The sequence below is a fragment of the Candidatus Obscuribacterales bacterium genome (assembly GCA_019744775.1).
In the GTDB taxonomy this organism is placed as follows: Bacteria; Cyanobacteriota; Vampirovibrionia; order Obscuribacterales; family Obscuribacteraceae; genus SBAT01.
Genome location: JAIETZ010000001.1, coordinates 713,986 through 739,328 on the forward strand (window position 1 = coordinate 713,986; position 25,343 = coordinate 739,328).

Genomic DNA, 25,343 nt, shown 5'->3' on the forward strand with positions numbered 1-25,343 from the left:
GGGAATAAAATCCCGCAAGAATTACAAACAGAACAAGTGCAAACGCAGCTAAGTCTTTTAAGCCCTTGCGCAACAAATCAATTGGTATGGCTCGGGAGAGAACCCAATGTCGGCGGCGCAGCCATTGTATTTACTGCAGCGCGCGAAATGTCCATTACCGAATCAACTTTAAAGCTGCCGAATGTAATGCCAATCAAGCAAAGAATCATTGCTGCATAAACCCAGTTGTTACCGGGCATAGCAACTTCCTTGTCTGGCATTGCCAAGACTTTTTCTGAGGGCTCGCGAACAACCATCTTAATTACCACACGTGTGTAGTAGTAGATGGCCGGTACGGAAGTCACAAGAGCTGTTGCTACAAGCGCCCAACCAAGTGTGGTTTGCAAATTGACTGCTGACCAGAAGACAAACACTTTGGCAAAGAAACCTGCCGGAGGAATTGGCAATCCTGCCAAATTGACCAAACAGATAGCCAAGCCAGTAGCCAACACCGGACGCTTGCGGATAAGTCCGGCAAAGTCGTTGATATTGTCCGAGCCTGTTTCATTTTCAAATATGATTGCGCCGGCAAATGCACCCAGGTTCATAAAGCCATAGACGATCAAGTAGAACATTACTGCCGGCAGTCCATCTTTTGGATCAGCAATTAAGCCAAGCAAGATATAACCGACGTGAGCAATTGATGAATAAGCAAGCATTCTCTTAAACGAGGTCTGCGCCAAAGCAATTAAATTGCCGGCAATCATTGAAAGAATTGCCAGCGTGCCGACAATTAGACTCCAATCTAAGTAAGCGCTGCCGAACACTAAAACAAGCAGTCTTATTGCCACAACAAATCCACCAAGCTTAGAACCAATAGCCAAGAAAGCTGTCACTGGTGTTGGTGCACCTTCGTACACATCAGGCGCCCACATATGGAATGGCACGGCAGCCAGCTTGAAGCCAATTCCGCTCAAAACAAACATCAAACCAAGCATGACGAGCAGCGATGGTGTCTGTGTCAATGCAGCCAGTTTCAAATGCAATTCGTAGTAGTTGGTCGAACCGGTCAAGCCATAGATGAAAGAGAAGCCATACAGCAATGTTGCCGTAGTTGCTGCTGTGGACAAAAGATATTTAAGTGCAGCTTCGTTGCTTTTGCGATCTTGCTTCATTACACCGGACAGAAGTACACAGCACAAGCTAAGTGTTTCTAGTCCAACGAAGAGCATAACGATGTCAGTCGCACCACCCAATAGGCAAACTGCCAAAACAGCCGTGACGATAAGCACGTAATACTCGCCTTGGTTGCGACCAAAGTGCTTTTCATAACCCATGGACATCATGACGATAATGGCGCCAATGATGGTTGCGATAAATCCTGTCGCCACCGATAAGTTATCGACGGTATAAAGGCTACCGAACAAATAAGTCGGTGCAACCGGGAATTGGGACCAAAAACTTATAGCGGACGCTATCAAGACCAACAAACAAATCCTTGGGGTCCAGTTTTTCGCTTCCGGAAAAAACAAGTTCCAAAGAGAAGAGAAGATAATAGCCACAAGCAAAAAGGTGGCTGGTAGTAACATCGTCGTCGCTGTTAAATAGTCCTGAATACTGTTCATGGAAAAGTGGCGTCCTTCAAAGGCGTGCGGTCTTGATTAATCGGGCAATATTCTACATTAACTACTAATTTTTACCTGGCAACGCCTTAAACTTCGGCCCTTTTTAAACGGAACAAAACCACGCAACGCAAGACGAATTGACCTTTTCGGGCTAATATAGAAATTGCAAAACGTAGTTTAATCCAACTTTTCAAGTGTTGTTTCGGTAAAGAGGCGAAGCAAGGGTTGTGATGAACAATCCGCCAGCGAAGCAAACCCGTTATGCCGGATGGCAAGCGAAGGTATAGTAAAACGGAACCGGAGCGTTATTTATGTCCCAATCAAAAAACGAACCATCCTCCAAACCTTGTCTCTTGGCATTGGAGGACGGCACTACTCACCTGGGCAAATCCTTCGGGGCATCCGGCACAACAGTCGGCGAGCTGGTTTTCAACACAAGCCTCACTGGCTATCAGGAGATAATGACCGACCCTAGCTACGCTGGGCAAGTGGTAACTCTCACATATCCCGAAATAGGCAATTACGGCTGCAACGACAGCGATGTCGAGTCCCACAAGATTTTCGCAAGAGCGCTTGTGGTCAGGCATTTGAGCCGCAGGCATTCTTCTTGGCGAGCCGAGTCATCGCTCTCCTCGTTCCTGGAAAATCAGAGTATTATGGGAATAGAGGGAATCGACACGCGTGCAGTCACGCGTCATATCAGGGAAAAGGGAGCGATGCGATGCGCGCTCTCTACTGAGGTCCTCCAAGAAGACAAGCTAGTTGAAATAGCCCGCACGTCACCCGAAATGACAGGGGCTGATTTCACTTCCGAGGTAACGACGAAAAAGCAATACAAATTAGGAAACCAGGGTATCAAGGTAGCAGTTATGGACTTCGGCATTAAGCGCAATATTCTCAATAGCCTTGTAAATCAGAACATGGCGCTGACCGTATATCCAGCCGACACCCTCGCTGACGAGATTTTAAAGGACAAGCCCGAGGCTATCTTCCTATCTAATGGACCAGGCGACCCCGCTGCCTGCTCAGGGGTTTTGGCTGAATTGCCCAAGTTAATCGACTCGGGATTGCCTATTTTCGGCATCTGCCTGGGTCACCAGCTCTTAGCAATAGCCATGGGTGCCAAAACATTTAAACTTAAATTCGGGCACCGAGGCGGGAACCAACCCGTCAAAGATCTCACCACTGGGAAAGTAGAAATTACCAGTCAAAACCATGGCTTTGCTGTTGACAGCCAAAGCCTACCTAAAGACCTCGAATTGACTCACGTCAATTTAAATGACAACTCTGTGGAGGGTTTCAAACACCGTACAAAACCAATCTTTTGTGTTCAGTACCATCCAGAGGCAAGCCCAGGACCTCATGACTCACATTACTTGTTCGAGAGGTTTGCCCAATTAATTCAGAAAACAGGACGGTGATTCCAACTTGTATAAACTCATAATTTTTGACTTTGACGGAACTCTGGTTGACTCGGCTCCAGGCATAGTCGACGTAATGCATCAAGTAGTAGATGAATACCTTTTGTCAAAGCAGATCCTGGAGAAATGGGAACCATTAGTGGGAATTCCATTGATGGCTCAAATGGAAGTGATATTTCCAGACAAAGGTATCGATTATCACGAAACCGTGGCTAATCGCTACAGAGCAATTTACGACACTAAAGCAATCGAGATTTGCCCGTTGTTTCCCAACTTGCTGCAAATCTTGAAAAAATTGCAGGATAGCAAAATTGACTTGGCTATTGTGTCGTCAAAACGCCGCAATCTCGTAGAGCTAGTTTTAGACCACCACGATCTAGGCAAATACTTCCGTGTGGTTATGGGACAACAGGATGTGCAAAATCACAAGCCACATCCAGAACCCGTGCACAGCACACTGAAGAAACTCAATCACATTCACAAACATTCAGTGGTTATCGGTGACAGCACCTATGACTTAGACATGGCACGCAATGCCGGTGTCGATGCCATTGGTGTAACAACCGGTATTCACACGCGTGAAATTCTGCAAGGCTCCAAGCCGGCGCACATCGTGGATGCGCTCGACGACATATTGCCGCTCATTCTCAAGAACGGAAATGGCAATGGAAATGGGAATGGCAAAAACGGCAATGGAAATGGTAACGGCAACGGACACAACGGCAGGCATTAAGTCCGCCTGTTAGGGCGATTCAAAAACCAAATATGTCACGAGTTCCAAGAAATGTGGTCTCCTTTGTTGTGTGCTATTTATTTAGCCTACTAGCGCCTGCATTCGCAAAGGATTATTCCTATCCGGACTACAGTTACTATTTTGAACGCATTGTTTCCAGTCAACTATCGGGAAAAACCCAGTCCGAAAAGACTGCCATCCTTGAAGGCAACAAGGACTTGGATGGGCTTTGGCTTCCTGATCCGACTTTGGAAGATCTAGCTGCAGTATCACGACTTCCAAAATTGAAAAGGTTGAGCTTACAGCTTCATTCATTGTCAACTGAGACTCTTAATGAGCTAAGAAAATGTCCAGTTCTTGAAAAACTCAACATCTCGACAGGTTTCGATGACGCCCATCCATTACCTCGTGCGCTCAACTTACCAAAAGTTCGAGAAATCACTATTCGAATCATACCAAGCTGGATTCTACCGGAGCCAACTGATTACCGCCGTTCTTTTGGACTCACTCAAATACAGCCGCAATCTATAGATTGTGAATTGATCCCGCATGATCCAAACATTGTCGAACTACTAGTTGTTGGATCATCGCTTAAGCATGGAAAAGCACTTTCAAGCTTTAACCATCTTAAGTACTTATGCCTAAACGCAAACAATATTTCTGCCGATGCTTTTCCAACCATAGGTGAACTCAAAAACTTGAAAGAGGTCGGTCTTTTTACTACTAGTGAAATTAGCAGGGACCAATTGAACCTCGTACTAGCTAACAAAACCTTAGAAAGAATTTCAATCATCAACCCTTCAAGTGACAATCTGGAATCAATTTGCACCTGGGACCAGCCGAAGCAATTAGTTGGAAGATTGCAATCCGGTCCGAACGAACCAGAACTGATTCAAGCCAAAAAAAATGAGTCCATAACAATTACGGAAAATAGAGATGGACAAGGTTTTTCTATCGCAACGTGCCTGAAATTTACTCCAACACTAAAAAGGTTTGCTTGGCATACAGGCTTTCTTGGTCCACAAGACCAAATTCGGTTTTATTTGTGGGCACCCTTACTCAACAGCCTTGAGTCACTGGAAGAAATAGACTTCGCGGGTCAGCCCCTATATGTAACACCGGATAATGCAACTTGGCTATCGAAACTGACACGGGTGAAAAAAATTTGGATTTGCCCTCCTCCAGAAGGTGCTCCTGAACGACTAAAAAGGTTAGCTCCCATGCAGGGAATTACTTGGTTGGACCTTGGACAAACAGACATTGCCAAAGATCCAACCGCACTTCTATGTTTTCCAAACATTAGATCATTAGACCTGAGCTATTGCGAGTTGTCTCCGCAACTTCTAACTACCTTAGCAAATCTGCCAAACCTCACTTCACTCGACCTTAGCGAATCGTCGCTAAAAGACTCCGATGTTAAACTGCTGGCGAGCTTGGCAGAACTAAAGAACCTGAACTTAAGTGGTACACAACTGACCGATGCTGCGCTAGGCGTCATTGGTACATTCAAAAACCTTGAAAGTATCGATTTGTCGTCTACCCATGTCACAGGCAAAGGACTAGCCAAACTGTCAGGACTTCGCAGTCTAACCACAGCCAACTTTCATGGATGCAAGTTATCCCGGCTTACCGATGAATTCTTTTCAAAGTGCAGGAATCTAAAATCTCTCGATCTTTCTAACACCAGTCTCACGAACCTGGACCTGCCAAAGATTTTGAAAGCTAATCTAAGCAATTTGAATCTATCTCTCAACTGGATATCGACCAATCAAATCGCCCGGCTCAATAACATGCCCGACCTAAAAGAGTTAAATACTACAGGCACAGCTACCGCCCGGTCCCTAAAGGGTCGCTTCGTCGCTCCCGTCAAAGTGATTAGCTGGGACGATCCATATACCAACACAGATCTAGCTGCTTTATCCAGCAGAAAACCAGGTTACGCGTGGAAGCCACACATTTATTGGATAGAAAAGGATTGGATCCATGTTATTCAATCTCTTCGACCATTACAACAACCGCACAAGGTAAAGACACGCATGACACACTGGTGCGGGACCGGTGCAATGATGCAGCACCAGGAAAAAGTCAAAGACTCATATCTACGAGGTACGTCCTACTTGGGACTGCAAGACTATCCAAACGCATTTAAATCGCTCAACGAACTTGTGCTAAACGCACCGAACTCCGCACTCGCCCACGCATATCGCGGATTATGTCTACTGAAACAAAAAGACTACGAGAGAGCAGGCTGTGATCTCGATTTCGCAATCGAGTTAGATCCAAAGCTTTCTATTTCCTACGCCTATCGAGCAAAACTATATCAACAGATTGGACAACTTCAAAAATCAGAACAGGACATGCAGAAGGCTTCGCAACTAGGGTACAATCCAAGTTCGGCAATTATAAAACCTTAGATTGAAATATGGCTTCTGTAGAACACAAAGACAGCGCATTCATAAAACGACGGGTCATAGAACCCACTAAAGAAGGACAACTTTCCAGGTTGACTTTTGCAGTCAAGGATCTGATCGATACCGCAGGAGATGTCACCACCTGCGGCAATCCTGATTGGGCAGCAACGCATGCACCAGCCAAAGACAATGCATCATGCGTACAAAAGCTCTTGGACTCAGGCGCACAGTGCGTCGGCAAAACAGTAACCGACGAGCTTGCCTTTAGTCTCATTGGTGAAAATTATTTCTACGGCACGCCACTCAATCCAAAATCTCCTAAAAGAGTTCCAGGCGGATCATCTTCAGGATCTGCGTCTGCTGTTGCCTGTAATCTCGTTGACTTTGCTCTCGGCACAGACACTGGCGGATCAGTGCGAGTGCCTGCAAGCAATTGCGGGCTTTTCGGGCTTCGCCCGTCACATGGAATCATTTCCATGGATGGCATCATGCCCTTTGCACCGAGTCTTGATACGGTCGGGATATTTGCACGCTCTATGAATGTTTTGAAAAATGTTGCTTCGATTCTTTTGCAATTAGAAGATCAGGAGGTACAACTTCCGTCAAAAATCTATGTTCTTGAAGAAGCGTTTGATTTAGCAAATGACGATGTGCAAGAAACAGCAATGTCAGCGCTGACAAATTTGTGCGAACAGCTGGAAACTTCGTTCGAAACCCTATCCATAAGATCAATTGATGCAGAGACCGTAAACAAAGGGCTCATCAATTGGCTGAGCACTTACAACACAATTCAGAGAGCAGAGATTTGGGATTCGCTCGGCAACTGGATTGAGTCCACTAGCCCCAAACTTGGACCGGCTACGAAAATCAACTTTGAACACTGCAAAGACTTAAATCGCAAGAAGTTGCCCGATTGTCATAACAAACGAGAGCTGTATGCGAAAAACATCAATGGCATACTTTCCGACAACGCACTAATTTGCATTCCGACTACACCAAGCCCTGCTCCACTTAAAGGCACCATCGGTACAGATAGGGACACTGACACATATTACCCTCGTGCACTTTCACTTACATCAATAGCAGGACTTTGTCGCTTGCCCCAATTGACTGTGCCAATTCTGGAAGTCGATGATGCCCCAGTCGGATTGTCGCTAATTGCCGCCCATAGCAATGATAGTCTATTGCTCAACTTACCCTTATGGGGATAAGAGTAGTCATCGCCAGTTCTCAATCTTGAGTTTATCTACCCGCTTAAATTCACGAGTGTTGGATGTAACGAGAATAGAATTGCTTGCTAAAGCAGTGGCTGCGATCAAAAGATCGAATGAACCAATCGGAGTTCCTTGAACTTTGAGCTTTGCCCGAACAACAGAAGCCGCTTCCGCTGCTGCCTGGTCAAATGGCAAAATTTGAACGGATGCACAAAGGCTTCCAAATGCAGTCGAAAACTTTTTTGCTATTGCAAGATTAAGCTCAAAACCATAAAGAATTTCCATAATAGTGACAGTTGAAAGTGCCACACTGGAGGGAGACATAGCGCCTAACTTCTGCTTGGTATTGCCATTACCGGCAAAAAAATCACTAAGAGTACAAGTATCCAAAAGATAGAGACTCACTTCTTCCGCCTTTGGAAAATATCGTCACGATCGGCAGACAATTCACTACGCAGAGACTCAAATGGGACGAGACGAGGTTCCGGCTTGAAATTGAAAACAGCCGCAGGCCATGCTTTGTTTAAGTGTTTTTCGAGGTAATCACGTAATGCTTCACGCACCAAGCTATTTCGCTTGCGGCCAGTCTGCTTAATCAAAATCTCAATCCCGGACTCTAATTCCGGCTCTAGGTAAACGTGGAAAGACATAGCAAAACCTCAATATATATTATATTATAACATGTTATATAGGATCTGTCCATCTATCACTGAGTGCTATGATTCCTTTCCTAGCCCTTATTCTCACTGGAGTGGAATTGACCAAGCCCGTACACAAGCGCATAGAAATGATTCGGGAGACAACTCTTCTGGATGTTAGCCCAAGCAAGTTTGAGGTCAAAGACCTCACGCCTAGTGATGGCGACAAACTGGGACGACTTCTATACATTGCCTACAAAGGGACAATCGATGATGAAGGCGGTTCAGAGACTGACGCCATAACTGAAGCAACAGAGACACTAGGCGGCAGATATGGGAATGTAATTTGGTCGGCATCGAAGATTATGCAAGATGGCGACAAATTCATAAGCGCAACAGTGATTACTAATTGGCCGAAATTGAATCCGCTTTTGGCCTTTGCAGCTACTAATCCGGACTATCAAAGACAGGGATTGTCGGCGCAACTTATTCAAATGAGCCTGGATAGTCTTCACAAACTCAATATTCCAGTTTTGCACTTGGTCGTCACTGAAGGAAATGAGCATGCAATCAGGCTGTACAAAAGACTAGGATTCCAAGAGGATCTTGCTTGTCAGAAAGCATAAGCCACTTCTGCAAAACTTTCTAATGTCAGTAGCGGGTTCCATTGGCAACCGTATATCGTCTGCTATCATATGGCGAGGTTTATATGAGGTGAATGCACGTGGACAAGTTACGTTGTTCAGTTCAGGATTTGTTTGTTTCCTCACAGAAGACCAGCGCAGTTGCGTTGGTTTCTCTAATTGCGTCAGGACAAATTTGTCTGGCTGCAACAAGCACAAGCACTGACCCGGCTACACAAACAAGCCAGCAGGCTTCCACAACTACGCAAGCAACTCCAGCTCCGGCAGCAGATGCAGATGCTGATGCAGTTGTTTCAACAACACTTGAGACAAGTGCTAACCAAGACGAATTAGTCACAACAGACGATGTACCGCTTGCACGCAAGCAAGTTGAAAGTTATCCGGACAATCCGGAAGCGCACTTCATCTTAGCTGTCGCTCTGACGCGTACAAGTCATGTCGAAGAAGCACTGCAAGAAGTTCGCTTGTCGCGCAAACTCGCTCAATCAAAAGGTGGCGCTGAATATTTCAATCAACTAATTGCCACTTACGAAAAGATGCTCACTTATACGCCGAATGAAAATCGCGTGCGTTACAGCCTGTCCTGGGCTTATTACATGAAGGCTTATTTGCTTGCACAACAATCAGAAAAGCTCACACGTGATAAAGCTACCTGGGCAATGGTGCAGACACTGCAAGCAGCAAAAGTTCCAGTCAATGAAATTCAGCAAGCAGCAATGCAAGTTCAATCAGGCAGAATGGATCCCGATGTTGTGTTGGCAAATTTAAAAGCCGGCAGACCGTTAGTTGATACATCCAAGAATAAGCAAATCAATATAGATAACGTTGGAAAGACACTCGCTGCACAAGCTGGTATCGCCAATGTGCCAACTGCGATAAAGCCAATTCAAGGCGCATTGGACAAAGCAGATCCATCAATGGCTCCGGAGATCAAAAAATATTTCGAGTCTGCACTCAAGCAACTCGATGAAATTATTGCTCAACAGCCAAATGATATTTGGGCTCGTGTTTATCGCGCTCACTTGAAAGCCGAATACACAGGCAATCTTGAAGAAGCCATGAACACTTGGCGTCAATGCCAAAAGATGGCGGCTGATAATCCGGCACCATACTTCTTTTTAGGAGAAGGTTATCTCAAGCAAGGAAATTTAAAGGAGAGTGTTAACAACATCTCCAAAGCCGTTGCTTTACGCGCTCTAGGGAAGTAGCCTACAAAACACGACATGGCAATCATCAACGCACGAGTTATCAAGCTTATAGTTGCAATTGCAATTCCAGCCGGTATGGTCTGGGGTTTCATGTCTGCGCAAAAACACGCAGACAAGGAGATCGCAGAATTCCACACTAATCAAACAGCAGATCCAACAAAGCAAAACGTTGAGATCAAGGGTTATGAACTGAAAGAAGTTGATGACCAAAACAACGTTCGTTGGCAATTGAAGGCTGACCTAGGAACTAGAGACAACAACACTCACATGGTTAACCTCACAGGCATAACCGTTGAATACTACAAAGACGGCCAAGTCAAAATGAAATTGTCTGCTCCTACAGGCGAAGCCAACGAACAGACAAATCACGTCAAACTAGCCTCCAGTAGTGGACACCGCGTTGTTGCTGAAGGCGACGGCGGCAAAACCCACATGGAGACAAGCTCACTGGAATTAAGTAAAAACAATCAGTTCATTGCCACAGATGGTGTTAACATCAATCTCCCCGGAGTAGCCAAGATATCCGGCAACCGGGCCGAAGGCAATATCAATATCAGTGAGCTGAACAACTTCAAAATCATCGGCAATACGCACGCGGAGATAGTTGTCAACTGAGTTTAATCACGACGATAACGATATATTGTCAAGCGGAGACAAATGATAATGAGCAAATACTTAGCGAAAACAACCAAAGCAATTTTGACACCAGCATTACTGGTTTCACTTGCTGCCACATTCTCGCTTAATCCCGCCAACAGCCAGGATATGCCAGGCGCAGGAATTTCCGGTCCTGTCGACATTCAAGCGCAAGAGCAAGAATTTGCTCAAGACCACGTTGTCGCCAAAGGTGCTGTAAGAGTTGTCTACAAAGAAAGCGTTATTAATGCGCCACAAGCTGTTCTATATAAAGATGCTGCCGGCAATTTGCGCAGTGCAGTATTTACCGGGCATCCAAATTTAGTGCAAGGCACAAGCAAGCTTGATGCCGACACTATTACTTTTGAAATGTTGTCGCAAAAGGTCCTCGCTGAAGGTCATGCTCACTCTGAAGTAATAAGCTCTGGCGATTCAAAAAAAGAAGGCAAGCCGGAAACCAACAAGAATTTGACTCCAAATTTGGCCGGTGGCAAACCAGCAGAAAAGCCTTCCGGCACTGTTGAGAAAATCATCACTGATTCAGACAAGCAAGAATACGATCAGGGATCAGGCAAGTTTATTGCCATCGGACATGTGAAAGTGAAAAACGGCGACATCACTGCTTCGGCAGATAAGCTGCAATTGATGTACGGCACCGACAAAAAGCCTGAGACCGCAATATTCACAGGCAATGCAGTTGCTACACAAAATCGCAACAGCACATCAGCCGACAACATTACGTACTTCATGTCGACAAAGAGATTGCAAGCGACAGGTCACGTGAAATCACAGGTAATTCAACCAAAAAAGGCGGAAGCCCCTAAAAAAGGGGCTCCAACCAACCAAAAACTTGGTTCTCTACCAATGCCGAATTTAGTTGCTGCCGGTAACAGTGCTGTTGAAGCAGTTCAAGAAGAGCCCATTATTATCACGTCAGACAGCCAAGACTTAAGCCAGGACAATGGGCGTATCACGGCAAACGGCAATGTGCATGTTTTCTATGAAGACACTACAGGCATAGGTCCAAAAATCGTTGTCTTGCGTACACCGGAAGGTAAAGCTGAAAAAGTCTACTTTGTAGGACGCTCACAAGTAAGCCAAGCCGGCAGACGCTGGATAGGAGACAGAATTACTATGACCGTTGCCACCAAGAAGGTTCTTGCTCAGGGCAACACCAAGGCATATATCATCAACACTCCACAAAAGGTTCCTTCAATTCAACAAATTGAAACCCAATTGGCAGCAAGCAAAATCGAGAGGCCGCAATGAGCATCGTTGTAGAACATATTCAAAAAACATACGGCGGCAGACGTGTCGTAGACAACGTCAGCTTCCATGTTAATCCAGGCGAAGTTGTAGGACTCCTGGGTCGTAACGGTGCCGGCAAAACGACATCATTCGATATGGTGCTCGGTCTTGTTAAACCGGAAAAAGGCAAGATAAGCCTCGGCAGTCATGATCTAACAAAATTGCCAATTCACAAAAGAGCCAAGCTTGGAATTGGTTACTTGCCTCAAGAAGCATCTAACTTCCGTAAGCTTACTTGCGGCGACAACTTGCGCTTGATTCTGGAATTGAGAAATTTCAATCGTCGCCAGATAGAAGACAGAACTCGCTCGCTACTGGAACAATTTGGATTACTGCACTTGATAGACATTCAGTCTATTCAGCTGTCCGGCGGTGAAAGAAGACGTCTGGAAATTGCTCGCTGTTTGGCATGCGAACCAAAATTCATTCTTCTTGACGAACCATTTACCGGCGTTGACCCAATTTCAATCAACGACATTCAAAATCTTGTGCGTCGCTTAAGAGACGATTGGGGCTTGGGCGTTTTGGTCACAGACCACAACCCACGAGCCACGCTAAAAATATGCGACCGCTCCTATTTAATTGATCAAGGCAAAATTCTGGTTGCCGGCACAAACTTCGAAGTTGCCGCTTCCCCAATTGCCCGCAAACACTATCTCGGTGAGGACTTCTCAATATGACCTTCGGCGTCAAGATGCTAGATCGCTACATTGCCAATGAATTTTGGCAACCATTATTGTTTGGTATCGGCATCGTAACAGGTGTCTGGTTCGGTGCTGAACAGCTCCGCACAATCTTCAATTTGATCATGAAGTCCGGCGTGCCAATCACAATGGCATTCGAGATCTTAGGCTTGCACATGCCTGCAGTTATCGTCATGACCATCCCAATTGGTGTGTTGTTGGGAACATTGCTTGTCTTCAACCGCTTATCAGGCGATTCAGAAATTATTGCCTTGCGCACATCAGGTGTTAGCTTCTACCGAATAATGGTCGCTCCACTTTTGTTTGGATTGATAACAAGCGCTGCCAGCTTCTTCATCAGTGAATTAGTTGTACCGGCTGCCAACCAAACATCCAAGAAGTTGGAATTTTTAGCACTCTATAAGAGTGAATTGCCAAAAGGACAAGCCAACTTTACCTACATGGAACGCGGTAAAGATCTCAACCTTGATCGTGTTTTCTATGTGGGCTATTCAAACGGCAAAGAAATCTACAACGTCATCGTTCTTGATTTCACTAGAGACAAGCTAGTGCAGATTATTGCTGCATCATCCGGTCTCTGGAATAACGGTGAGTGGCTCTTGAATAAAGGACGGACTTACGTTTTAGGTGGCACGAGTGATATCACTCGCATCATGCGCTTTGACCAATTAACATTGCCTGGCGTTCAAAACGTACAAAAGGCCATGGATACCGGCAAAGTTGCGCCTAAGGATATGAATTTGTGGGAGCTTGGCCGTTACATCGACATGCTCAAGCAGTCCAATGCCGTGAGCAACGACATTTTGGTGCACTACTACCAGAAATTCTCCAATCCGTTAGCCTGTTTAATCGTAGCTCTAGCCGGTGCGCCACTTGGTCTTTTGGCTCGCCGTTCACGCAACAACATTGGTTTCATCTATTCAGCCGCAATTGTGTTTATTTATTACGTGCTGCAGTCGACATCCGGTGCCATGGGTGAAGCGGGTCGTATCGATCCTCTACTTGCCGCCTGGTTGCCTAATATCGTCATCGGCACTTTAGGCGCGGTCATCCTATATTTCAAAGCCAAATAACGCCTTCATTGGTGTTAATACGAATTGACTAAGCTTAGATATGTTGTAGCCTAGCCTACAACTAACCATTTGCACCTGGTCTTCAAGGCAGCATATTTTGACCTCGCAAACTCAGACTAGAAATAATTCGCAGGAATCCCGGCAAAAGTCGCGACTACTTATCGTATTTGCCTTTGCTCTGCTTTTGGCCAGCGTACCTGTTTTGCCTCTGAAATTCCTAGGCATCCCAGGACCGGATGGCGACCTTAATCTAGCAAGCATAGGTTCCTTGCCGTGGATTCAGAACCTATTTAACAAACCAAAAACAGCCAAACGCGCAGCAGCAGCAATCGCACCAGCAAAGCCTGCCAGCGAAGTTGAATTGTTGGATCAAGCAGCCAAGCAGTTAGCTGTAGAAATTTCACGTTCACCATCTGACCCGGCGCTCTACAATCGCCTCGGTCTTATTTACTCAGGACTTGGCGAGCTTGATGCGGCCGAAGCCCAATTCCAAAAAGCAGTTGAATTAGGCAGACAAAAACTTGCCAATGCATCAACAACTCTAAAGAGCCAACTGGCGCAAAATAAAAGGCAAGAAGCTTCCGAAACGCTCATTGAACAATCAAGCACTAACGTTGAGCTGGCAGCCGCACACAGTAATTTGGCACGCATCTACGAAAAACTCGGTGAGCAAGACAAGGTTGTATCCGAACTCAATCAGCTCAATGCACTGACACCGGTTGCTGAACAAGCAAATATTCACAACAAGTTAACCGCCGGCATGAACGCTTCAACCTCACGCTTGTTTATGAATGCACAGACTCTTATGGCATCAGGATTTCTCCCTGAGGCAATCAAGAAATATCAACAAGCAGAACTTGTTAGCCCCAATGTGCCAATCATTCATCAACAGCTGGGTCTGGCAAATCTATTGATCCAAAACCACGCCGAAGCTGCCCGCGAATTAGAAAAGGCTGCCGGACTCGATCCAAGAAATGCCGACATACACAACAATTTAGGGCTTGCCTATGAAGCGCAGGGCTACACGGGCAAAGCTCGTCACGAATTTGAAACAGCGCTCAAACTAAAACCCAAACTGGCTACAGCCGCACTAAATCTAGGCAATATCAATTCAGCAGGCGGACAGTGGTCGGCAGCAGAAACAGCCTACAGAAGAGCAATTGCCGCCGACGCGCATTCAGCTGTAGCGCACAATAATTTGGCGGCCATTTATTCCATGGAAGGGCGCTACGCCAAAACCATTGAAGAATTCCAAAAGGCCATTGCAATAGAGCCTAAGATGGCATCTGCCCACTATGGTCTAGGTCTTGCTTATTACAATAGCGGAAAATATATAGCTTCAATTCCAGAATTCCGTCAGGCAGCCGCCTTGAACCCCAGCTTGAGCGATGCTCAGGCTAAAATAGATGCGGCAGTTAGAAAGTCCGGACAGAACTCGCTTTAATGAAAAACATCGTCCTTATAGGTCCACCTGGCGCAGGAAAGACAAGCTGCGGCAAAATTCTTGCCGAACTTTTGAACAGGTCGTTTTATGACACAGATGCGCTTATTGAAAGGCAAGCCGGAAAAAGCGTCAGGGAAATTTTCAGCCAGGATGGTGAGGAGCATTTCCGACAACTTGAGACGAATCTGCTCGACACCCTGATTAATGAGCCGGCAAAGATTTTGCCGTCAGTCAAAACCTTTGTGCTTTCCACAGGTGGCGGCACGCCAATTCGGGCAGGCAATTTTGCCAAACTTAACAAGATCGGCGATGTTATCCTCGTCGAGGCCGGCTTAGACGCTCTAACAGAAAGGGTCTGCCAAGTAAGCGGCAGCCGTCCATTATTATCCGACAGTTCGGCAGACACCCCTCAAACAGCAGCCAGGATGCGATTGACGCAGCTTCTAGCTGACCGAAACCCGATTTATCAGCAAGCTGGTTACAAGATTGATACAACTCAATTGAGCCCGCAGGCAACAGCCCTTAGAGTAATTGACCTTCTCAAGCTAGATGCCTGAAAAATCCGGGCATAATACAATGACGTAGGTTGTTTTTCCATTGGTGGGAAAGGAGTGCATGTGTCAGTTTCGCGTGATGAACTGATGTACCTTCAATCCCAGCTGGAAGGTCTAGAGTCAATTTTCCTGGAGCTCATGCCGTTTGGCATTGGGCTCAAGCGCCATGACGTCCAAGAGTTTTATAACAAGCGCCTGGATCATGCAACCAAACCAACTGCCTGCGTTGCTGAAGGAGAACTTAGACGCCAGTTCAACACCAAAGCCAATCAGGTACGCAACCTTGTCGACAGCGCTGAATCATTAGGTGATGTGACCAACAAACTCAATCTCATTCGCGCAGCAGCCAGTTTGCCCGACGATCGCAAACAACCACTTAAGGGCGGTGTCGGTGACTTCTGTCAAAAACTTATCAATGAAGAAACAGCCGATATGGCTGTGCTGGACTCCATACTAAACAATAATGAAATTGGTTCAGTAGAAGCACGTGTCTTACTAGCATCGGCAATGTTTTTAATTACTGATGAAGTAAACTGCAATGGCGGCAAGATGCCCGTGGCAGACTTGCTCAATAAGTTGCTGGACAGAACATCCAAAAATCTTTTATCACGCAATGATCCATTTTTGGTGGAAGCACAGTGTGCGGTAGAAGCTCTGCAAGACGAGGAATCATAAGATGAAAATACTCGTCATCAATGGACCCAATATCAACATGCTCGGCGTGCGCGAAACTGCTGTTTACGGGCGCCTTGTTTGGTCGCAGATAGAAGACAAATTAAAGCGTCTAGCAGATGAACAAGGAATAGACATTCAGATTGTTCAATCCAATCATGAAGGCGCATTGATCGATACTATTCAGGACGCACCAGGAAAAGGCTTTCAGGGCATCCTCATTAATCCCGCCGGCTATGGTCATACATCCATCGCTCTAAGAGATGCACTGTTGGCTGTGAATCTTCCCTTTATCGAAGTGCATATTTCCAATATTTTTGCTCGTGAAGAATTTCGCCACAAGACTTACATCTCAGATATAGCTAAAGGTGTCGTCGTCGGACTGGGCGCCGATAGTTATTTGCTTGGACTGCGCGGACTAAAAGACATCCTTAGTCATAAGCCTTAGACTACTTGCATTTTTCGGCGGAAACTCTTTATCCAGTCTCTTGTCACGCTCTGTTCTGTAAATGGGCTCGCCGGTCTTTGTATTTGTCTTAGGTGGAGTATTATCAATAAAGGCTTGTATGGCCATGCATTCGCCTTCAACATCTTCCGGAATGTTTGCCACGTTAGCCTTGCGCAAATAAGACTCACATCCACCCCAGCCATATTGATTGGCAACGTCTGCAACTTGAGCAATGAAGCGTGTTGAGTGGTGGGCATATTTATCCGCTAAGATGATTGCTCGACGAACATTGTTGCGTACAAGTTCGTCTTGGACGTGACAGAAAAGGTCGTCACGCAGTGCTTCCTTTAAGCACCTCATCATATCTTTTGCTTCGTCAGTATCATCTGTAAACGGATACTCACGCACTGATTTTTCATCCAAGAGAGTCTGGCTATGAACGCCGAAAATTCTCTCGAAACGATTGGGTTCAACCGCAGGTCCGAATTTGACAGGCGGATCTTGAAGATTAGATTCAGCGGCTTTTCTCCAGCCTTTGAAGAGTTCCGGTAATTGTCCTTCTCGCTCAGCTTCAGAGGCGTCAAACCAAGCTTTAAGCAGTTTGGGTAATTCACCCTTTTTCTGATTCCACTGAGCAATACCTACCGAAATTCCGTAACCGTTATCGTTAAGCGCGATAGTGGTGTAGCCGCCCTCATTTCTGCTGATTAGCTTCTTCACGCGGTCAATAAATTTGGCACGTTGATCATCAGGCATCTGATCCACGCGATCATACTCACCGCATTGTCTTCCTTCAGCAGAATCAAATAGATGCCATTGTGGTTTTTCCCAAATATGTATCCTTGCATCTACTTTTGGTAGTTTTGGCCATTCAGTTATGTCAGTTGAAACATTGGTCTCATCAGTGTTTGGTTCAGAAAATACTGCCGACAGAATACGTTTTTGAGGATCCTGCGTGCATTCATCGAGCGGCAAATCTACAGACCAATTTGCTTGGACATAGGAGATAAGTTGCCTGAGTGCCGCCTTTTGCTTCTCACTGTAAGCATTGCCTTCACCCAAAGAGCCATTCATCATCTCAATCGACAGCACTGAGTCACTGTCAGTCATTTTTTTAGAGGGGTCTCGAATTTCTTTTATCGTCCCGTCAGAGTCAATGCGAAAGTTTGCCGGAATACTGTCCTTACAGTTAGAAGACTCCCTGATTACCAGGCTTTTCACTTCGTCTTTTGCCCGTTCTAGAGGCTGCTCAAGACGTTCCGAGAGGTCGAATACGCCGGCAGCGCCAAGTTCAGCACAATCAACTGATCGGCTGTCACAAAGATAAAATGCCTCCGGAGCAGTCACCGGTCCTGGTTTTGACTTGCCGCAAGACAATTCTTTGCTGCATGCATGCATATCGCCGGCAAGCTCCGCAAAGCCCGGCAAATGCCTCTCCGTGACGCTTTCAGGCATCCGGACTGCTAATTCTATGCTGTCAAAATCGCGATTTGTGGGCATATATTCAGGTGGAGGGGTTACAAATGCCTATATTGGCTTAAATGGAGATTAATTAAGATGGGAAAATCCGCATGATTTTTCGTATTTTCCCCAGGGTAAAAATGCCCATCTCTAACTAGAATTGCAAGACTATGGTAGCCAACTCAGACAAACCGCTAAACGCCAAAGACCAAGCCGAGCACTTGCTGGACAAACAGCATGACCACTCGGTGCTTTCGCGCGACATTCATCATGCATCGTTCAAAGAACAGCAAGAAAACCAGAAGGCGGCCCTGAAGGCGAATGAAGTTTTGGAAAAGCCGAAAGCCAAAGGTGTTGATCTAAGCGAAGCGCAAGTCGATCAATACGGTCATGTTATTAGCGGCAAGATAAAGCTGCCTGGCGGCGACAGTTATGAGAGCACCGATGGCGGAAAGACCTGGCAGTGGCATACCATGAAAAACGGTGAGCCACGTACCTACAAAATAGTGGGCATGAAAGACGCTGTAATGGATACAGACGGCAAATTCACCATGCGCTTTGCCGATGGCAGAAGACACGAAATAGACAAAAACGGCAAATTCACCTCCTTTGATGACACAGTGAGAATAGTTTACAAAGACGGGCGTCCTGCTGAATATTTCAACAGAGATGAAGTAGCCAATACTGTACCTGCCGGTGCAATACGTGAAGACAGACATCACGATGCCGAAGGTTTCATCACCAAGATTGATGCAACCAACGACGCAGGACAACTTGTTACCAGAACCACTTTTAGCTACGACGAAAACGATCAACTAAACGGCATGCGCGAAGAAGACATGCTGACTCATCAAGTAAAACTGCGCCAGAAAAAAGACGGCGAATGGTTCTACGTCGATGAACAAGGGAACACTCTTGAATCGTCAGATGAAAATGGTCAAAGAAGTGCTTCCCGCATCCCAATGGATTTTCAACTCAATCAACAAACTGGAGAGTTGGAAGCCAGACACTCCAACGATTGGGATCTAGACCTCGCCAGCGGCAAGAAAAAAGGTTGGCTATCTGCAAAATTTGAAGCAAATGGTGATCCTGGCAAAATCAATATGGATCCCAACAGAGCCAGCGGCTGGGATTATGGTCCATGGCAAATGAATCAGGGTGCCGGAACTCCTCAGAGATTTACTGAGTGGACAAAGAAACACGCCCCGGACGTTTACGAAAAACTAGGACCTCACACAAGCTCCGTGGGACAAGGAACCAATGGCGAATTTGGTCAAGCCTGGAAAGAAGTGGCTGCCAGCGACCATGACCGATTCCTTGAACTACAAAGACAGTTTATGTTGCAGAGCTACTTGGGTCCACTGCTGTCAGGATTTGGCAGCCGTCTAAGAGACAACGAGATTTTGCAGGAGCACGCCTACGCCATGGCAGTGCAGTTTGGACCACAAGGCGCTAGTCGCTTAATGAGACGTGCAGGTGCTCTAGACTCAAGCATCTCCGATGTGGAATACACAAAGAATCTAGTTGCCGAAGCTTCATCGGCTTATTCCAAGAACAGCAGCCGCTATAGAAAAGAAGGACAAATCGTCATCGACAAATTGACGTAGTCTTAACTTATAGCTTTTTGTAAGAGACTTCTACGACACCAGTTCGAATCATGTCGATTTTGCGTGCTGCCCCTTCTGAAAGATCAATTACACGATTACCGTGATAAGGTCCTCTATCGGTAATAGTCACAACAGTGCTCTTGCCATTTTTCAAATTGGTAACTTCCAGCTTGGTACCAAACGGTAGCGTTTTATGAGCTGCTGTCGCCCCGTCCTTATCAAATCGTTTGCCGGAAGAGGTTAGACGACCATGAAACTTTCCACCGTACCAGGAGGCTTTTCCCGTGTGGGCTTCTTCGACAACATGATTGGGACCATGGTTCAACTCGACATTAGGCAATGACACACTTGCTTTGTCGAGCTGAGTCTCGCTAACATGTTTGAGATCTTTTGCAGCCCCGCTCTTGTCAGGTTGATCTTTGTCGTGTTTTTGGGCCTTCAAAGTCGGATCATGATATTCACCGCTAGCTGAAAGACTCTTTTTAACGCCACCAATTGTCCAGGTAAGATTTTTGTCTTCGTCGATTTTGACATTGGACATCTCAACATTTTTGCCAATCAGTTTTCCTTGATAGCTTATGTTCCAATGCTTCTTATCTTTGCGTGTCCAGATTTGACCATCTGCGTGCACGATTTTCGAAATCGCGCCATTTTTCATTTCCCAACTACGTTGGCGACCGTCATTGTAGATAGCCACGTTGGGCAAAATGTCTTGCATAGCAGAAACATCTTTGTTCGCCCGAGAAGTGTTTAGATCTTGAAGGTAGAGCTTATATTGATCTTCGGCCGAGCCTAAAAGCGAAGCAGTCTGGCTATATGCAATGCCATCAGTACTTATATGCTTTTGGTTTCCGGCATCACTGCCGGAGTATCTATGACCCATTAATGTTTCCGATTAGTAAGGGGCTGCCACGCCTGAAATTCAGCGTAGGCAGGAGTATAAGGGTGGTTTTAACCCATGTCAAGATGAAAACCCATTAAAAATGCCAGCGAAAATCCCCAAAACCAGCTAAAATCGGCAATTGTCGCCATTTTGGTGGCCGTTCCTTAGGGTTTTAGACCCTGTTTTTACGAGAAAGAGAAACCATGTCGCTTAATGCCAAATTTGCCCTCAGCGCCCTGGCAGCAGCCTTAATTCTAAATATCCCGGTTGCAGCTCAAGAGAGCGCCAAGCCAACAGCTGCCCCTGCGCCGGAAGCAGAAGCCTCCACCGCTGAACCGGGCAAGAAAAAGCGCTACAACGCAATGGCAATTAAGCATTACAATCGCGGCGTAGAGCTTCACCAAACCGGTTTTCTCAATCAAGCCGTCGAAGAGTACAAAGCGGCAATCGAATCCGACCCAACTCTACTTGAGGCTTACACCAACCTCGGTCTTATATATTCATTTCAACGCAGTTATGCAAAAGCAATTGAGGCTTTCAACAAAGCTCTTGAGTTAAAGTCTAAAGATACAACTGCACTAAATGGCTTAGCGACAGTTCTCTATGCACGCGGTCGCGTTGACGAAGCAATGGCAAAATGGAAAGAAGCAATAGATATAAATCCACGTTTTGCATCTGCTTACTGCAATATGGGCACAGCATTAGAAAACGAAAAGGACTACAGCAAAGCACTTGGTTGTTTTGTCAAAGCCTTGAGAATAAATCCAAAGATGGCAGATGCGTACTATTCCATCGGCAACATCTATTACAAAGACAAGCATCCGGCGCAAGCTTACTTATTCCTATCAAAAGCAATAGTGCTTTCTCCTGAAGCGGAGTTTGTACGCGAAGCCAAACATCAAATTTCCACTATAGATGGACAATTAGGCAAAGATGAGCCGGCAATTTCCCCTGACCTGAGAATGAATTTGATTCCGCCGCAGGAACAACAACAAAATCAGCAGAACCAACAGAATTAAGCTCCATGAGCAGCAAAGAAACAGACGCAAGAGCAGCCGCCATCGCTAAAATAATTGACGGTCGCAGAGTTGAGGACAACCGTCCGTTAGAAGTATGCGTTAAAGGTTCCGTCCTTGGTTTCCCTGCATCAATTGAAGCAATCAATGCAAACTGGCCGTTTGGTGTCACATACAACTTAGACACAAAAATTGTCATTGATCCGGGAAAGCAACAAGGCAATGTACCTCTGAAAATGACCATCACACCGAGATCGGTGAAGGGAATTGCATCAGTTTTTGCTCGCCTGTTTTTGTTTGAAGCAAAAGGTATGCCTGTAGGCGACAAGCGTTTTGAATCGCGCTACATCATAAGCTACAACAATGTGCGCCTGGCAGAACGGTTTGGCCGTTATCCAGGAGTGTTTGAAAACATCGTCAAACTAGAACAATTTTGCAAATTCAGCGAACTGCACATTTTGTCGGACGCCGGCATTTCATTAAACCAGCCACGGGCTTTCAACAGTCTTGACCTCGATATATGCCGTGAGACCTTCCGAATCATGGGTGAACTCGGGCAGGTGCTCTTTGATGCCTTCTAGCCGGCCTCTGAGACGTTGGCAATTGTTAAGGAATACAGGCAATTTAGATATATAATGATATAAAAAAGTAGGATAAATAACGTAGCTCTCATTAGGGCGCGTCTCTTTTACAAGGAACATAGCCATGACAGAAACAACTGCCAACACAGAAGTCGTAAGCATCACCGAAAACGCAGCCCAAGAAGTTAAAAAGCTGTTGGCCAACGAGCCTGGCATGACCGGTCTACGCGTCGGCGTACGCGGCGGCGGTTGCTCCGGATTCTCCTATGGTCTGGGTTTTGACAATCAGCGTGACGGCGATCAAATAACAGAGCTTCACGGCGTCAAAGTATTCATCGACCCGAAAAGCGCCATTTACCTAAAGGGTGCTGTAGTTGATTTTGAAGCCGGCTTGGAAGGCAAAGGCTTCACCATCAAAAATCCACAAGCTAAAAGCTCTTGCGGATGCGGCGAATCCTTCACCGTTTAATTAGGCGGTAATGCATCTGAAAACAGGCGCGGTTACGCGCCTGTTTTGCTTTAATGACATTAAGAGTAGTGACTGGTCAAGAGCGTAGACTAATACATCGTGAAAAGCGAGACATTAGCAACACTGAGAGAAGTAGGCGGGTTTGCCGCTCTAGATGACTGGTCACTTATCGCCGTGACCGGAGTCGACGCGCAGCAATTTTTACAAGCGCGAGTGACAAGTGATGTCAAAGCGCTTAAGCCAGGAGACGGACAAGAAAGTGCCTTGCTTGATAGAAAGGCGCATTTAGTCGCCTACTTTTCTCTCTATTTCCTGGATAACTCTTATTGGATAGTCTGCACAAGCAATCAGGTAACAACTATTCTCAAAGAACTGGAGACTTACTTATTTGCTGAGAAAGTTTCATTCAAAGATGAATCAGCAAACAAAATCTTTTTTGCAGTTCAGGGCGCTTATTCACAAAAACTCTTATCCGAGCTAATTGCCCAAGACAATCAAATTGGTCAAACCGCAGTAGATGGTCATTCAATAATTTGGATACGCAAATCCATAACGGGCGAACTGGGATATTTTCTAGTCATAGACAAAAAAGACAGTTCGCTAATTGCCAGGTTCGAAAAAAGCGCTGAAGAAATAGGCATGGCACCTTTATCAAAAGAGATTCTCAATACTGCGCGCATTGAAGCCGGGTTACCCCAAGTCGGCATCGATGTCGGCTTGGACAATCTTTTACCAGAAACAAGTCTTGATGCCCATTGCGTAAGCTATACAAAAGGCTGTTATCTAGGACAAGAAGTGATTGCTCGCGTGAAAGCACAAGGTGCACCAAGGCGTGGCTTGATGGGTCTTGTTTTTGAAAAGAAAACACCAGACTTCGCAGTTAATACTGAAGTATTAGTTGACGACAAATCAATTGGACAACTGAAGAGTAATGTGTTTTCACCAACTCTAGGCAAGTCAATTGCTTTGATACTGATCACTCGCGAGTATCGCGTACCAGATAGTGACCTCAGCGTAGATATAGACGGCACCAACTACAAAGCACGCGTAATAAGTTTGCCATTCATTATTGCCAAGGAAAATAATGAGCGGGCTCAAGCCATATACGAATTAGCCCTTTCACTTTACACAAAAGACGACGAAGACAAGGCAATTGAACTCTTGCGCCAGGCAATAAGCCTCCATCCGACGCATGCGGATTCTTATGAAATGCTTGGTGTAATGCTCGGCAAACGCGGTCAATTAGATGAAGCTATTAGCTTGATGAAAAAGCTCGAGCACATTGACCCCGAATCCGTCATGGCTCACGCCAACCTTTCTCTCTTCTACGTGCAACAAGGTGATAAGGAAAAAGCCGAAGAAGAAAAAGCCCTCGCCATGAATTTGCGCATGCAACAGGCCACTCGTGAACTTGGCCAACAACAAGAAAAGCAAGACGAGAGAAAACGCAAAGCAGAAGAAGCTCAGCAGCGCATGGGAATGTTCAAGCAAGTAATTGCTATTGACGCAGAGGATCTTTTAGCCAATTTTGGCCTAGGAAATTTATATGTCGAGCTTGAACAATATGAGCCGGCAGTGCCGCTACTTAAAAAAGCCATTGCCGTAAAACCTGATTACACTGCCGCATTTCTTGCTCTTGGACAAGCGCTTGCAGGAACTAAGAAATATACGGAAGCCATGGATATCTACAGGCAAGGCATCGCTGTCGCCAGCAAGCGTGGCGATTTCGAGCCAATGAACAAAATGAAAGAGAAGCTTGCAGCTTTAGAAGCACGTGAAGTTTCCACCGGTGCAAACTAATGCTGGGCAAACCAAAGTGGCTTACAGCAATAGCTTTTATGGTGTATGCCTTCATGTACATACCCATAATTGTTCTCGTGGCGTATTCTTTTGAAAACTCGCGCTTGGCTGTTCATTGGACTGGCTTTACGCTCAAGTGGTACCAAGCTGTGTTTGCCGATGCAGCTATAGGCAATGCTTTATTCAACAGTCTTACAGTAGCCGGCATTGCTGTCTTCGTTGCAGCAATTATGGGCACGCTAGCTGCTGTTGGTCTCAGTCGTTTTCGCTTCAAAGGTCAAAAAATATATCAAGGCGCAATTATTCTGCCGATTATCGTGCCGGAAATTGCCATGGCGGTATCTGCATTGTCGCTCTTCGTGGCTTTAGGGCTTAACCTGTCACTTGCCACCATTATTGTTTCGCACATTGTCTTTTGCACCGCCTACGTTGCATTGACTGTCATGGGCAGACTGCAAGGTTTAGATCCACGACTCGAAGAAGCAGCGCAGGATTTAGGGGCTTCGCCGATTGAAGCATTTTGCAAAGTCACTTTACCCTTGCTGATGCCGGGCATTGTCGCCGGTTGTCTTCTAGCCTTTGTAATGTCGCTTGATGATTTCATCATCACGCAGTTTACAGCAGGCGTAGGAGCAACTACTTTGCCTCTTAGAATTTACAGTCTAGTTAAGTTTGGTGTCAGCCCTGAGATTAACGCTCTGTCGACGCTAATGCTCGCAGGCACCGCCAGTCTGACGCTTGTCGCTGAACTCATAAGACGGCGCCAACCCGGGACTCCAAGCGGTCATTAACTAGTCTGCCGACTAAATGACAA

General features: G+C 45.9%; 25 protein-coding genes. 20 read left to right on the forward strand and 5 right to left on the reverse strand.

Translation table 11 applies throughout. From position 1 onward, the window contains the following. Positions 1-77: 77 nt before the first annotated feature. A complete protein-coding gene (gene nuoN / locus K2Y22_03150; protein MBX9877430.1) occupies positions 78-1,604 on the reverse strand; it encodes an NADH-quinone oxidoreductase subunit NuoN in 1,527 nt (508 codons plus the stop codon). A gap of 311 nt (positions 1,605-1,915) precedes the next feature. On the opposite strand from nuoN, the gene carA reads away from it, so the two are divergent. The 4 genes from carA to K2Y22_03170 are packed head-to-tail and all read left to right on the forward strand — an operon-like array spanning position 1,916 to position 7,380. Further along, on the forward strand, positions 1,916-3,025 hold the full coding sequence (carA, locus tag K2Y22_03155) for a glutamine-hydrolyzing carbamoyl-phosphate synthase small subunit (GenBank protein ID MBX9877431.1): 1,110 nt from the start codon (positions 1,916-1,918) through the stop codon (positions 3,023-3,025). Between the two features lie 7 nt (positions 3,026-3,032). Then, entirely contained in the window at positions 3,033-3,758 is a 726-nt protein-coding gene (locus K2Y22_03160) for an HAD family hydrolase (protein ID MBX9877432.1), read from the forward strand. Positions 3,759-3,790: 32 nt separating this feature from the next. Further along, the gene (locus tag K2Y22_03165; protein ID MBX9877433.1) at positions 3,791-6,172 is read left to right on the forward strand and encodes a hypothetical protein; all 2,382 of its coding nucleotides are present in this window, start codon (positions 3,791-3,793) and stop codon (positions 6,170-6,172) included. Between the two features lie 8 nt (positions 6,173-6,180). Beyond that, on the forward strand, positions 6,181-7,380 hold the full coding sequence (locus K2Y22_03170; GenBank protein ID MBX9877434.1) for an amidase: 1,200 nt from the start codon (positions 6,181-6,183) through the stop codon (positions 7,378-7,380). A gap of 6 nt (positions 7,381-7,386) precedes the next feature. Here the strand turns inward: K2Y22_03170 and K2Y22_03175 are convergent, their stop codons facing one another. Next, complete coding sequence (locus K2Y22_03175; protein MBX9877435.1) at positions 7,387-7,788, reverse strand: PIN domain-containing protein; 402 nt, start codon at positions 7,786-7,788, stop codon at positions 7,387-7,389. Next, the gene (locus tag K2Y22_03180; GenBank protein MBX9877436.1) at positions 7,785-8,033 is read right to left on the reverse strand and encodes a hypothetical protein; all 249 of its coding nucleotides are present in this window, start codon (positions 8,031-8,033) and stop codon (positions 7,785-7,787) included. The genes K2Y22_03175 and K2Y22_03180 overlap by 4 nt, the downstream gene beginning before the upstream one ends. Positions 8,034-8,140: 107 nt before the next feature. Between K2Y22_03180 and K2Y22_03185 the strand changes: the two genes are divergently transcribed. The 10 genes from K2Y22_03185 (at position 8,141) to aroQ (ending at position 16,712) form a co-directional block, all read left to right on the forward strand. After that, positions 8,141-8,647 carry a GNAT family N-acetyltransferase gene (locus tag K2Y22_03185; protein ID MBX9877437.1) on the forward strand — a complete coding sequence of 169 codons (507 nt, stop codon included), beginning with the start codon at positions 8,141-8,143 and terminating at the stop codon, positions 8,645-8,647. Between the two features lie 98 nt (positions 8,648-8,745). Continuing rightward, positions 8,746-9,873, forward strand: a complete 1,128-nt coding sequence (locus K2Y22_03190) for a hypothetical protein (GenBank protein MBX9877438.1) — start codon at positions 8,746-8,748, stop codon at positions 9,871-9,873. A gap of 15 nt (positions 9,874-9,888) precedes the next feature. Beyond that, positions 9,889-10,488 carry an LPS export ABC transporter periplasmic protein LptC gene (lptC, locus tag K2Y22_03195; GenBank protein ID MBX9877439.1) on the forward strand — a complete coding sequence of 200 codons (600 nt, stop codon included), beginning with the start codon at positions 9,889-9,891 and terminating at the stop codon, positions 10,486-10,488. A gap of 48 nt (positions 10,489-10,536) precedes the next feature. Next, positions 10,537-11,778: a hypothetical protein gene (locus tag K2Y22_03200; GenBank protein MBX9877440.1), complete on the forward strand. Its 1,242-nt coding sequence runs from the start codon at positions 10,537-10,539 to the stop codon at positions 11,776-11,778. Further along, a complete protein-coding gene (gene lptB / locus K2Y22_03205; protein ID MBX9877441.1) occupies positions 11,775-12,497 on the forward strand; it encodes an LPS export ABC transporter ATP-binding protein in 723 nt (240 codons plus the stop codon). The genes K2Y22_03200 and lptB overlap by 4 nt, the downstream gene beginning before the upstream one ends. After that, entirely contained in the window at positions 12,494-13,594 is a 1,101-nt protein-coding gene (locus K2Y22_03210; GenBank protein ID MBX9877442.1) for an LptF/LptG family permease, read from the forward strand. The genes lptB and K2Y22_03210 overlap by 4 nt, the downstream gene beginning before the upstream one ends. Positions 13,595-13,691: 97 nt before the next feature. Further along, positions 13,692-15,038, forward strand: coding sequence for a tetratricopeptide repeat protein (locus K2Y22_03215; protein ID MBX9877443.1), 1,347 nt, complete (start codon positions 13,692-13,694; stop codon positions 15,036-15,038). Beyond that, positions 15,038-15,595: a shikimate kinase gene (locus K2Y22_03220; GenBank protein ID MBX9877444.1), complete on the forward strand. Its 558-nt coding sequence runs from the start codon at positions 15,038-15,040 to the stop codon at positions 15,593-15,595. The genes K2Y22_03215 and K2Y22_03220 overlap by 1 nt, the downstream gene beginning before the upstream one ends. Positions 15,596-15,655: 60 nt before the next feature. Continuing rightward, complete coding sequence (locus tag K2Y22_03225) at positions 15,656-16,267, forward strand: hypothetical protein (GenBank protein ID MBX9877445.1); 612 nt, start codon at positions 15,656-15,658, stop codon at positions 16,265-16,267. A 1-nt stretch (position 16,268) separates the two neighbouring features. After that, the gene (aroQ, locus tag K2Y22_03230; GenBank protein ID MBX9877446.1) at positions 16,269-16,712 is read left to right on the forward strand and encodes a type II 3-dehydroquinate dehydratase; all 444 of its coding nucleotides are present in this window, start codon (positions 16,269-16,271) and stop codon (positions 16,710-16,712) included. Here aroQ and K2Y22_03235 read toward each other — a convergent pair. Beyond that, positions 16,683-18,167: a hypothetical protein gene (locus K2Y22_03235; protein ID MBX9877447.1), complete on the reverse strand. Its 1,485-nt coding sequence runs from the start codon at positions 18,165-18,167 to the stop codon at positions 16,683-16,685. The two genes, aroQ and K2Y22_03235, sit on opposite strands and share 30 nt — an antisense overlap. A 176-nt stretch (positions 18,168-18,343) precedes the next feature. Here K2Y22_03235 and K2Y22_03240 point away from each other — a divergent pair, with 176 nt between their 5' ends. Beyond that, positions 18,344-19,780: a hypothetical protein gene (locus tag K2Y22_03240; GenBank protein ID MBX9877448.1), complete on the forward strand. Its 1,437-nt coding sequence runs from the start codon at positions 18,344-18,346 to the stop codon at positions 19,778-19,780. Positions 19,781-19,787: 7 nt separating this feature from the next. Here K2Y22_03240 and K2Y22_03245 read toward each other — a convergent pair whose 3' ends face one another. Then, positions 19,788-20,663: a septal ring lytic transglycosylase RlpA family protein gene (locus tag K2Y22_03245; GenBank protein ID MBX9877449.1), complete on the reverse strand. Its 876-nt coding sequence runs from the start codon at positions 20,661-20,663 to the stop codon at positions 19,788-19,790. 203 nt (positions 20,664-20,866) lie between these two features. On the opposite strand from K2Y22_03245, the gene K2Y22_03250 reads away from it, so the two are divergent. From K2Y22_03250 to K2Y22_03270, 5 genes are all read left to right on the forward strand, one after another. Continuing rightward, complete coding sequence (locus K2Y22_03250) at positions 20,867-21,682, forward strand: tetratricopeptide repeat protein (protein MBX9877450.1); 816 nt, start codon at positions 20,867-20,869, stop codon at positions 21,680-21,682. A 5-nt stretch (positions 21,683-21,687) separates the two neighbouring features. After that, a complete protein-coding gene (locus K2Y22_03255; protein ID MBX9877451.1) occupies positions 21,688-22,260 on the forward strand; it encodes a hypothetical protein in 573 nt (190 codons plus the stop codon). 124 nt (positions 22,261-22,384) lie between these two features. Further along, positions 22,385-22,729 (forward strand): iron-sulfur cluster assembly accessory protein, encoded by a 345-nt coding sequence (locus tag K2Y22_03260; protein ID MBX9877452.1) that lies wholly within the window; start codon positions 22,385-22,387, stop codon positions 22,727-22,729. Positions 22,730-22,828: 99 nt separating this feature from the next. Continuing rightward, positions 22,829-24,529, forward strand: coding sequence for a tetratricopeptide repeat protein (locus tag K2Y22_03265; protein MBX9877453.1), 1,701 nt, complete (start codon positions 22,829-22,831; stop codon positions 24,527-24,529). After that, positions 24,529-25,320: an ABC transporter permease gene (locus K2Y22_03270; protein MBX9877454.1), complete on the forward strand. Its 792-nt coding sequence runs from the start codon at positions 24,529-24,531 to the stop codon at positions 25,318-25,320. The genes K2Y22_03265 and K2Y22_03270 overlap by 1 nt, the downstream gene beginning before the upstream one ends. Positions 25,321-25,343 lie beyond the last annotated feature (23 nt).

Coding starts and splice junctions, on each gene's coding strand:
- nuoN (MBX9877430.1), bottom strand. CDS start 1,604: ATGAACAGTATTCAGGACTATTTAACAGCGACGACGATGTTACTACCA.
- carA (MBX9877431.1), top strand. CDS start 1,916: ATGTCCCAATCAAAAAACGAACCATCCTCCAAACCTTGTCTCTTGGCA.
- K2Y22_03165 (MBX9877433.1), top strand. CDS start 3,791: ATGTCACGAGTTCCAAGAAATGTGGTCTCCTTTGTTGTGTGCTATTTA.
- K2Y22_03170 (MBX9877434.1), top strand. CDS start 6,181: ATGGCTTCTGTAGAACACAAAGACAGCGCATTCATAAAACGACGGGTC.
- K2Y22_03180 (MBX9877436.1), bottom strand. CDS start 8,033: ATGTCTTTCCACGTTTACCTAGAGCCGGAATTAGAGTCCGGGATTGAG.
- lptC (MBX9877439.1), top strand. CDS start 9,889: ATGGCAATCATCAACGCACGAGTTATCAAGCTTATAGTTGCAATTGCA.
- K2Y22_03200 (MBX9877440.1), top strand. CDS start 10,537: ATGAGCAAATACTTAGCGAAAACAACCAAAGCAATTTTGACACCAGCA.
- lptB (MBX9877441.1), top strand. CDS start 11,775: ATGAGCATCGTTGTAGAACATATTCAAAAAACATACGGCGGCAGACGT.
- K2Y22_03210 (MBX9877442.1), top strand. CDS start 12,494: ATGACCTTCGGCGTCAAGATGCTAGATCGCTACATTGCCAATGAATTT.
- K2Y22_03220 (MBX9877444.1), top strand. CDS start 15,038: ATGAAAAACATCGTCCTTATAGGTCCACCTGGCGCAGGAAAGACAAGC.
- aroQ (MBX9877446.1), top strand. CDS start 16,269: ATGAAAATACTCGTCATCAATGGACCCAATATCAACATGCTCGGCGTG.
- K2Y22_03235 (MBX9877447.1), bottom strand. CDS start 18,167: ATGCCTGAAAGCGTCACGGAGAGGCATTTGCCGGGCTTTGCGGAGCTT.
- K2Y22_03240 (MBX9877448.1), top strand. CDS start 18,344: ATGGTAGCCAACTCAGACAAACCGCTAAACGCCAAAGACCAAGCCGAG.
- K2Y22_03245 (MBX9877449.1), bottom strand. CDS start 20,663: ATGGGTCATAGATACTCCGGCAGTGATGCCGGAAACCAAAAGCATATA.
- K2Y22_03250 (MBX9877450.1), top strand. CDS start 20,867: ATGTCGCTTAATGCCAAATTTGCCCTCAGCGCCCTGGCAGCAGCCTTA.
- K2Y22_03255 (MBX9877451.1), top strand. CDS start 21,688: ATGAGCAGCAAAGAAACAGACGCAAGAGCAGCCGCCATCGCTAAAATA.
- K2Y22_03260 (MBX9877452.1), top strand. CDS start 22,385: ATGACAGAAACAACTGCCAACACAGAAGTCGTAAGCATCACCGAAAAC.
- K2Y22_03270 (MBX9877454.1), top strand. CDS start 24,529: ATGCTGGGCAAACCAAAGTGGCTTACAGCAATAGCTTTTATGGTGTAT.